Source organism: Paraburkholderia elongata (genome assembly GCF_013177735.1).
GTDB classification, from domain to species: Bacteria; Pseudomonadota; Gammaproteobacteria; order Burkholderiales; family Burkholderiaceae; genus Paraburkholderia; species Paraburkholderia elongata.
The window spans coordinates 35411-43595 of record NZ_WOEZ01000078.1; the positions used below are offsets into that span (position 1 = coordinate 35411).

General features: G+C 62.7%; 9 protein-coding genes. All 9 read left to right on the forward strand.

Annotated features, from left to right (window positions below):
• The first annotated feature begins 217 nt into the window (after window positions 1–217).
• Complete coding sequence (locus tag GNZ13_RS15875; RefSeq protein ID WP_172165976.1) at window positions 218–1249, forward strand: ABC transporter substrate-binding protein; 1032 nt, start codon at window positions 218–220, stop codon at window positions 1247–1249.
• Between the two features lie 3 nt (window positions 1250–1252).
• On the forward strand, window positions 1253–2086 hold the full coding sequence (locus GNZ13_RS15880; RefSeq protein ID WP_216674863.1) for an ABC transporter ATP-binding protein: 834 nt from the start codon (window positions 1253–1255) through the stop codon (window positions 2084–2086).
• The gene (locus tag GNZ13_RS15885; RefSeq protein ID WP_172165979.1) at window positions 2086–2925 is read left to right on the forward strand and encodes an ABC transporter permease; all 840 of its coding nucleotides are present in this window, start codon (window positions 2086–2088) and stop codon (window positions 2923–2925) included. The genes GNZ13_RS15880 and GNZ13_RS15885 overlap by 1 nt, the downstream gene beginning before the upstream one ends.
• A 37-nt stretch (window positions 2926–2962) precedes the next feature.
• Window positions 2963–4348 carry an FAD-dependent oxidoreductase gene (locus GNZ13_RS15890; protein ID WP_172165982.1) on the forward strand — a complete coding sequence of 462 codons (1386 nt, stop codon included), beginning with the start codon at window positions 2963–2965 and terminating at the stop codon, window positions 4346–4348.
• Complete coding sequence (locus GNZ13_RS15895) at window positions 4345–5526, forward strand: CaiB/BaiF CoA transferase family protein (protein ID WP_172165985.1); 1182 nt, start codon at window positions 4345–4347, stop codon at window positions 5524–5526. The genes GNZ13_RS15890 and GNZ13_RS15895 overlap by 4 nt, the downstream gene beginning before the upstream one ends.
• The gene (locus tag GNZ13_RS15900) at window positions 5523–6296 is read left to right on the forward strand and encodes an enoyl-CoA hydratase-related protein (protein ID WP_172165988.1); all 774 of its coding nucleotides are present in this window, start codon (window positions 5523–5525) and stop codon (window positions 6294–6296) included. The genes GNZ13_RS15895 and GNZ13_RS15900 overlap by 4 nt, the downstream gene beginning before the upstream one ends.
• Window positions 6296–6631: a ferredoxin gene (gene fdxA / locus GNZ13_RS15905; RefSeq protein ID WP_172165991.1), complete on the forward strand. Its 336-nt coding sequence runs from the start codon at window positions 6296–6298 to the stop codon at window positions 6629–6631. The genes GNZ13_RS15900 and fdxA overlap by 1 nt, the downstream gene beginning before the upstream one ends.
• A gap of 9 nt (window positions 6632–6640) precedes the next feature.
• Window positions 6641–7555 (forward strand): LysR family transcriptional regulator, encoded by a 915-nt coding sequence (locus GNZ13_RS15910; protein WP_172165994.1) that lies wholly within the window; start codon window positions 6641–6643, stop codon window positions 7553–7555.
• Window positions 7556–7744: 189 nt separating this feature from the next.
• On the forward strand, window positions 7745–8185 hold a 441-nt coding region (locus GNZ13_RS15915), incomplete at its 3' end, for an aldehyde dehydrogenase family protein (protein WP_172165997.1).

The following is an 8185-nucleotide window of genomic DNA, read 5'->3' on the forward strand; positions in this document are numbered from 1 at the left end:
TTCGCGCGTCGAGGCCGAACTGGTGCACGAATCGCGCACGCTTGTGGACACTTTGTCAGAAAGCCTGCACCAGTTGAGTGCTCTAATTTTGGCATCACTCATCTTCAAAATTGATGCTTGCGGGGACACTTTTGGCTACAAATAATCGATTTGACCGGCAGCACTGAGCGTTAGAGGACCAGTGCCTTGTATCCAGGAAGGACCAACGGAGAAGATGATGTCAGTAATCGAAAATGCCGGACGTCGGCGTTTGCTGCGGATGACACTCGCGGCGGGCGGCATGGCTGCAACGGGCGCACTGCTTTCGGTGCGCGCCTTTGCAGGCGACAGGACAACCGTCAACATGCAACTGGGCTGGATTCCCGGTGGCAACCAGGTCGGCGAGGTGACGGCGAAGCGGCTCGGCTATTACGAGCAGGAAGGAATCGATTTTCACATCCAGCCGGGCGGCCCGAACATTGACGGCGTCGCGATTGTCGCCTCGGGCCGATTCGAGGCCGGCGAGATTTCGTCGAGCCCGTCGATCATGCTTGCCGTCTCGCAAGGCTTGCCGATCAAATGCATCGCGGTCGGGCTGCAACAGCACCCTTACAGTTTCTTTTCGCTCAAGAAGAATCCCGTGCGCACGCCGCACGACATGATCGGCAAGCGGATCGGTATCCAGTCGACGGGCATGGTGCTGCTCAAGGCGCTGCTCGCTAAGAACAAAATTCCGGAAAGCCAGGTCAACATTGTGCCGATCGGCGCCGACATGATGCCGCTTCTGAGTGGTCAGGTCGATGCGGTGACCGGCTGGCAAACCAACACCACGGCACTCAAGCCGCTCGGGGCAGATCGCGTCGACCTGCGCCTGTGGGACACCGGCGTGCGCCTCTACGCGCTGCCGTACTACGCGAACACCGCGACACTCAAGGACCATCCCGACACCGTTACGCGTTTCATGCGCGCAACCGCGCGTGGCTGGCTCTACGCGAATGCGCATCGCGACGAGGCCGTCGATCTGCTCATCAAGGAGTACCCAAACCTGAACCGCGCCGATGAGCGTGTCGCGATCGATTCGCTGATGGGCTACGCGTTCAATCAGACCACGCAGACTCAGGGCTGGGGCACGATGGATGCGAAGGTCTGGGAAGAGCAGATCGCGATGTACGGTCAACTGGGCCAGTTCCAGGGACATCAGCCCAAAGTCGACGACGTGATGACGATGGACGTTCTCAACGCTACCCGCTCCTCTCGCCTCAAGGTGTAATCCATGCATGCTGCCACTATCAATCCGCCCCGCGCGGACGGGGCCGGTTCGTCCGTCGCCGGGCCGCAAGACACCCATCTGTCTATCAGTTGCCGCAATATCAACGTGCGCTTTTTCACCGACCGGCGCAGCGTCACCGCGATCGAAGGTTTGAGCCTTGACGTCGCGGCCGGGGAATTCCTCACGCTCCTCGGTCCCTCGGGCTGCGGGAAGTCGACGTTTCTGCGAGTCGTCGCGGACCTCATCAAGCCGAGCCGTGGCGACATCAGCGTGCTCGGCGCGGCGCCTCGTGTCGCGCGTGAGCATCGGGACATCGGTTTCGTGTTTCAGGATGCCGCGTTGCTGCCGTGGCGCACGGCCATCCAGAACGTGCAGTTGCCGCTTGAAGTCGCGGGCGGCAAGGCGCGTGCGGGCCGGGCGACACCGCGTGAACTGCTTGAACTCGTCGGCCTCAAGGGCCGCGAGGACGCTTACCCGCACGAGATGTCAGGCGGGATGCGCCAGCGTGTCGCGATTGCGCGTGCCCTCGTCAGCGACCCGAAAGTCCTGCTGATGGACGAGCCGTTTGGCGCACTCGACGAAATCACGCGTGACCGTCTGAACGAAGAATTACGCCGCGTCTGGAAAGAGATGGGCCTCACGACGCTCTTCGTTACCCACAGCATCTATGAAGCGGCGTTTCTCGGCCAGCGAGTGCTGATGCTGGCCGCCAATCCCGGGCGTGTGAAGGAGATCGTACCGGTCGGGCTGCCGGAAGACCGGACGCTCGATATCCGCGAGACCCGCGAATTCGTCGAACTCGCTGCCTATCTGCGACGCGTACTGGAGACCTGCTGATGGCCACGTCCGAAATGCAATTGAACCTGTCGTCCCAAGCGGCGGACCCTGAAGCGCAAGCGTGGCTTGCGGGTCGCCGCCAGCGCCTGTGGCGCGCGCGCCTTCTGCCGGTACTCGGCGTTGCGGGCTTGCTGTTCGCGTGGTGGGCGGTGGTGGCGGGCTTTCATGTGAAGCCGTTTATCGCGCCGTCGCCGTTCCTGGTTCTGGAGACGCTTTTCAACAAGAGCGATGTGCTGCTGCAGAACCTGGTGCCGACTGCGATCGAGGCATTCGGAGGTTTTCTGCTCGGCAACCTGGCGGCGATCCTGATCGCCACCGTCTTCGTGCACAACAAGACGCTGCAGGACATCTTCTATCCAGTCGCCGTGATGATCAACTCGATTCCGGTGGTCGCGAAGGCGCCGATTCTCGTTCTCATCATGGGTAACGGTCTCGAGCCGAAGATCACCATCGCAGCGATTGTCTGTTTCTTCCCGACGCTCGTGAACATGGTCCGCGGGCTGCAGGCGGTGAACCCGCAGGCGATGGAACTGATGCAGATCCTGTCGGCAAGCAAGCGCGAAATCTTCTTCAAGCTGCGCCTCTACGCTTCGCTGCCGTATCTCTTCTCCGCACTGCGCATTGCTGCGTCGATGTCGGTGATTGGCGCGGTGGTCGGTGAATGGATCGGCGCCACGCAAGGTATCGGCGCAATGATCATCCAGGCGACCTATAGCTTCGATTCGGCCTTGCTGTACACGGCGATCATCATGAGCGCCGTGCTGTCCGGCCTGTTTTTCCTCGTGATCGCAATCATCGAGCGCTTGGTGGTCAGATGGCAGCCCGAAAGCGCGCATTGAACCGAACACGAAACACCCGAATTCTCAGAGGCGAAAAATGAACATGATCAGCGATTGGATTCAGGAAAGTGCACGCGATGTGCGCGTTGCGGCCAAGGCAAACGTCGTGGTGGTCGGCGGCGGTCCAGCAGGCCTGTCGGCAGCGATCGGGGCGGCGCGCAACGGCGCCGAGGTGATTCTGCTGGAGCGTTACAACCACCTGGGCGGCCTCGCATCCGGCGGCATGGTGCTGGTGCTCGATGACATGTGGGACAACCACCTGCACGAAATTTCGGTGCGCGGCATCTGCATGACGTTCATTGAACGGATGGCGGCGCGCAAGATGGCGGCGTTCCCGCGCTCGGACGAGTGGGGCGAGGATCCCGCGGCGTATCGCAAGTGGGGGCGCTGGGGCACCTTCGACTTTCACAGCCAGAAGACACCTCACCCCGTGTGCTTCGCCGCGGCGTTCGATCCGGATGCGATGAAGCGCGTCGCGCTGGAGATGGTGGAATCGCTCGGCATCAAGTTGCGTCTGCATTCATGGTTCTCGCGCGCGCTGGTCGAAGACGGTCAGGTGAAAGGCGTGATCTGCGAAACGAAGAGCGGCCGTGAAGCGATTCTCGCCGACGTGGTGATCGACGCGACGGGGGACCTGGATGTCGCGGCGTCGGCGGGCGTGCCGCATGTCGGCGGCACCTATATCACGACGACGGTATTCCGACTCGGCGGCGTCGATACGGAGGCGGCCGAGCGTTTCGAAGCCGAAGAACCCGAGGCGTTTGCAGCACTGGATCGTCAGATCAAGCGCATTCTTGGTGGCTCGTGGGGCTACTGGTGGTTGAAGACACCGTTGCCCGGTGTGGTGTGGTGCAACTGCCCGCATATGGCCGGTCTCGATGGCCTCAAGCCTGAGGACCTGACACGCGCGGAAGTGCAGGGCCGGCAGCACATTCACGCGGTGGTCGATTTTGTGCGCGAGAAGCTGCCAGGCTTCGAGCAGTGTTATGTGATCGATGTCGCGCCGCAAACCGGCGTGCGCCAGACGCGCCTGCTCGAAGGCGAGTACGTGATGACGAAGGACGACCTCGCACAGCGTACCCGTTTCGACGACAGCATCGCGCGTGGCCGTGACTACTACATGCCGTATCGCGTGTTGCTGCCGAAACAGATCGACAACCTGCTGGTCGCCGGCCGCCACTATTCGGCGACCTCGCAGGCGCAGAAGATGTCGCGTGAAATCCCGCCTTGTATGGCGATGGGCGAAGCCGCCGGGGTGGCTGCCGCGCTCGCGCTCGATGCGGGCGTGCGAGTGCGCGACGTCGACGTGCATGCGCTGCAGAAGACCTTGCGCACGCAAGGCGCCGATCCGGGCGACCAGACCGGCCGCAACGCCGACGTGCCGCCGCTTGCCGCGCACATCGAGAAGCGGGAGGCCGCATGAGCGTCGCAGACAACGTTGCAAAGACCCCTGACCTGCCGCTTGCCGGCGTGCGTGTCGTCGATCTCACGCAGGTCATGATGGGCCCGGTCTGCACGCAGATGCTCGCCGATTACGGCGCCGACGTGATCAAGGTCGAGCGAAAGGGCGCGGGCGATCTCAGCCGCTCCACGTTCGAGCCGGTGGCCGGCGCGGACAATCCGATCTTCTGCAGTCTGAATCGCAACAAGCGCAGCGTGGCGCTCGACCTGCGCGACGCGCAGCAGTTGGCTGATTTGAAGGCGTTGATCGCGGAAGCAGATGTGGTCGTCAGCAATTTCCGTGCGGGCGTGATGGACCGCATGGGTGTCGGCTATGAAGACTGCCGCCGATTGAATCCGCGGATCATCTACGCGGTGGGCACGGGCTTCGGCGAAACCGGACCCTATGCGCACAAGGGTGGCCAGGACGTCCTCGCCCAGGCGATGAGCGGTGTGATGGCGCGCCGCGCTGATGAGTCGCTGCCGATTTCCGTGTACCCGACAGCGCTCGCCGACTATTCGGCTGGCATGCACATGGTGCAGGGCATCCTGCTCGCGCTGCTGCATCGTGAACGCACGGGCGAGGGGCAGAAGGTCAACGTGTCGCTGTACAACTCGATGCTCGCGATGCAGATGCAGGAAGCCGCCATGATCATGATGGCCGACTCGGAAGTGAACTGGGCCGCGATGCCGCTTTCGGGTGTCTTCGATACCCAGGACGGTGCGCTGGTACTCGTGGGTGCGTTCAAGGCGAATCCGCTGCGCGACATCTGCGCCGCGCTGGATATCGACGACCTGTCGCTCGACGCGCGCTTTTGCAATCTCAATCAGCAGTTCGTTCACAAGACGGAATTGCAGCGCATCTTCCGAGAGCGCTTTGCGAGCAACACGCGCGACTTCTGGCTCGCCCGCCTCGAAGAGCAGGACCTGCTGTGCGCACCGGTGCGTGATCTGCGTGAAGCGCTGGTCGATCCTCAGACGCTGCATAACCAACTGATTCTGGAAGGCGAGGGCGAAGGCCAGCCGGTGCGCTTCATCGGCAGCCCGATCGAGCTTTCGCTCGCGCCGGTGGGCCTGCGGCGTGGGCCGCCGCGCCTCGGCCAGCATACCGAAGAGGTCCTGCAACAATTGCGCGGCAAGGTCGCCACGGAGGCTGTATGAGCGTACGTCTTGTCATCGACAGGCACGTTGCCACGGTGACGCTTGCGCGGCCGGACGCGCTTAACGCCGTGGACCTTGCCACTGAAGCGGAACTGCAACGCGTGTGGACCGAGCTCGAGCATAACCGCGACGTGCGCGTCGTGGTCCTGACCGGCGAGGGCGAGCGCGCGTTCTGCGTCGGCGCGGACCTGAAGAATCCGTCGGTGAGCGGCCTTGAATACTGGGCGGCACCGCGCCCGGGCGGCTTCGGCGGCATTGCGCTGCGCGAGACGCTAAACGTGCCGGTGATTGCGCGGGTCAACGGTTATGCGCTGGGTGGCGGTTTCGAAATGGTGCTGGGGTGCGATCTGGTGGTTGCCTGTGACGAGGCGAGCTTCGGGTTGCCGGAGGCGCTCGTCGGGCGCATGCCGCTCGACGGCGGCATGACCCTGCTGCAGCGCCAGATTCCGTACCGCCAGGCGATGGCGATGCTGATGACCGGCCGCCGGATTTCAGCCCGCGAGGGGCTCGATATGGGCCTCGTCAACGAAGTCGTGCCGCGTGCCGAACTGGACGCCGCCGTCGAGCGCTGGGTTCAGGCGCTGCTCGCGTGCGCCCCGCTGTCGCTGCAGGCGATCAAGCAGGTGGTCAAGCGCACGTCCACACTCTCGCCGGCGGATGCCCAGGCGCTACGCCTGCCTGCCGTGGTTGCCGCGCTGCAATCCGAGGACGCGAATGAAGGCGTGCGCGCCTTCCAGGAAAAACGCAAGCCTTGCTGGAGCGGGCACTGATGGCCTACGTCATCACTTCGCCCTGCATCGACGTCAAAGACGGTGCGTGCGTGCAATGCTGCCCGGTTGACTGCATCTACGAAGGCGGGCGCACGCTCTACATCCACCCCGAGGAATGCATCAACTGCGGGGTGTGTGTGTCAGTGTGTCCGACCGAGGCGATCTTTCACGATGAAGAACTCCCGCAATCGGAGGCCATGTTCGCCGCCGTCAACCGGGATTTCTTCGGGAAGGACGCCAGTGCGCTCGGTTCCCCGGGTGGCGCATGCGACGTGGGCAAGGTAGCCTGCGATCATCCCGTGGTCGCTGCCTGGACGGTGCGGCCGATGAACTGAGAAAACACGATGCATGCGAATGTCCTGAAGTATTTTGTCGAAGTGGCTCGATGCAGTTCGATCCGCAAGGCCGCGCAGAACCTATATGTCGCGTCGAGCGCGGTCAACCGGCAGATCCTGAAGCTCGAAGCGGAGATGGGGACCGAACTGTTCGACCGGCTGCCGAACGGCATCCGGTTGAACGCAGCCGGCGAGCGCATGCTGCAACACATTCGCGCGACGCTGAACGACTTCCACTTGATGCGCAGCGAACTCGACGACCTGAAAGGTGAACGCAAGGGGCACGTGTCGGTGGTGGCAATGGATTCGCTTTTCGTCGATTTTCTGCCTGCGACTGTCGAGGAGTTTTCGGACGCCTATCCGGCTGTTACCTATTCGATCGCCGCGGTGCCGCCACACGACGTACCGACGCGACTTGTCAGTGGTGAGTATGACGTCGGCATTTCGTACATTACGAAGCTGCCCGCCGGGCTTGATGTCGTGACCGAAGTATCGTTGCCGCCGGGTGTGGTGATGGCATCGTCGCATCCGCTAGCGAAGACGGAGCGCATCAGCTTCGACGAATGCCGCAATCATGCATTTCTGAGGCTGGAAGGACGATCGCCGATTCAGGGTGTCGTCACGACCGACTTTCCCGAGTACTGGGAGTCGCTGCAGCCAAGCGTCACCTGTAATTCGACGACGCTGCTCAAGCGGCTGATTGCTTCAGGGCGGGGCATTTCATTTTTCTCCAAACTGGCTTTCCTCGACGAACTGGCGCGTGGTGATGTGGTATGGAGACCGCTCGACGACGTGAACGTCAACGCGCTCACCGTCGGCGTCATCACACCCAACCAGCGCGCGCTGCCTCACGTGACGCTGGAGTTCGTCGAACGTATTGTGCGGCGCCTGAAACACGTCGAACTGGCGCTGCGCGACGCCTGATCTCTGCGTTGCGACTGATCGTATTTTTCCGGAGGCACGGCGAGGCCGCATTCGGTAGTCATCGCGTGCCCTCGCTGCTGGTTCACTCCAGTAATCCTAAATGATTGACCGCATTGTGGCAGTCCATTTTTGACTGCCTGTCCGCATCCGGATCGCGGTTGATCGTCCGCCAACCATCAGGAACACAACATGGTCACATTAGGCTATACCAATACCCGACTTCTGATTAACGGCGAGTGGTGCGACGCCGCCAGCGGCAAAACCCTCGACGTCATCAATCCTGCCACCGGCAACGCCATCGGCAAGGTGGCCCACGCTGGCATTGCCGATCTCGACCGGGCGCTGGCCGCTGCACAGCGCGGCTTCGAAGCCTGGCGCAAGATTCCGGCCAACGAACGCGCCACCACCATGCGCAAAGCTGCCGCGCTGGTGCGCGAACGTGCTTCCGACATCGCCCGCCTGATGACCCAGGAACAGGGCAAGCCGTTCGCCGAGGCGCGCGTCGAAGTGCTGGCCGCGGCGGACATCATCGAGTGGTTCGCCGACGAAGGCCGTCGCGTCTACGGCCGGATCGTGCCGTCGCGCAATCTGGCGGCGCAGCAAACGGTGCTCAAGGAACCGATCGGCCCG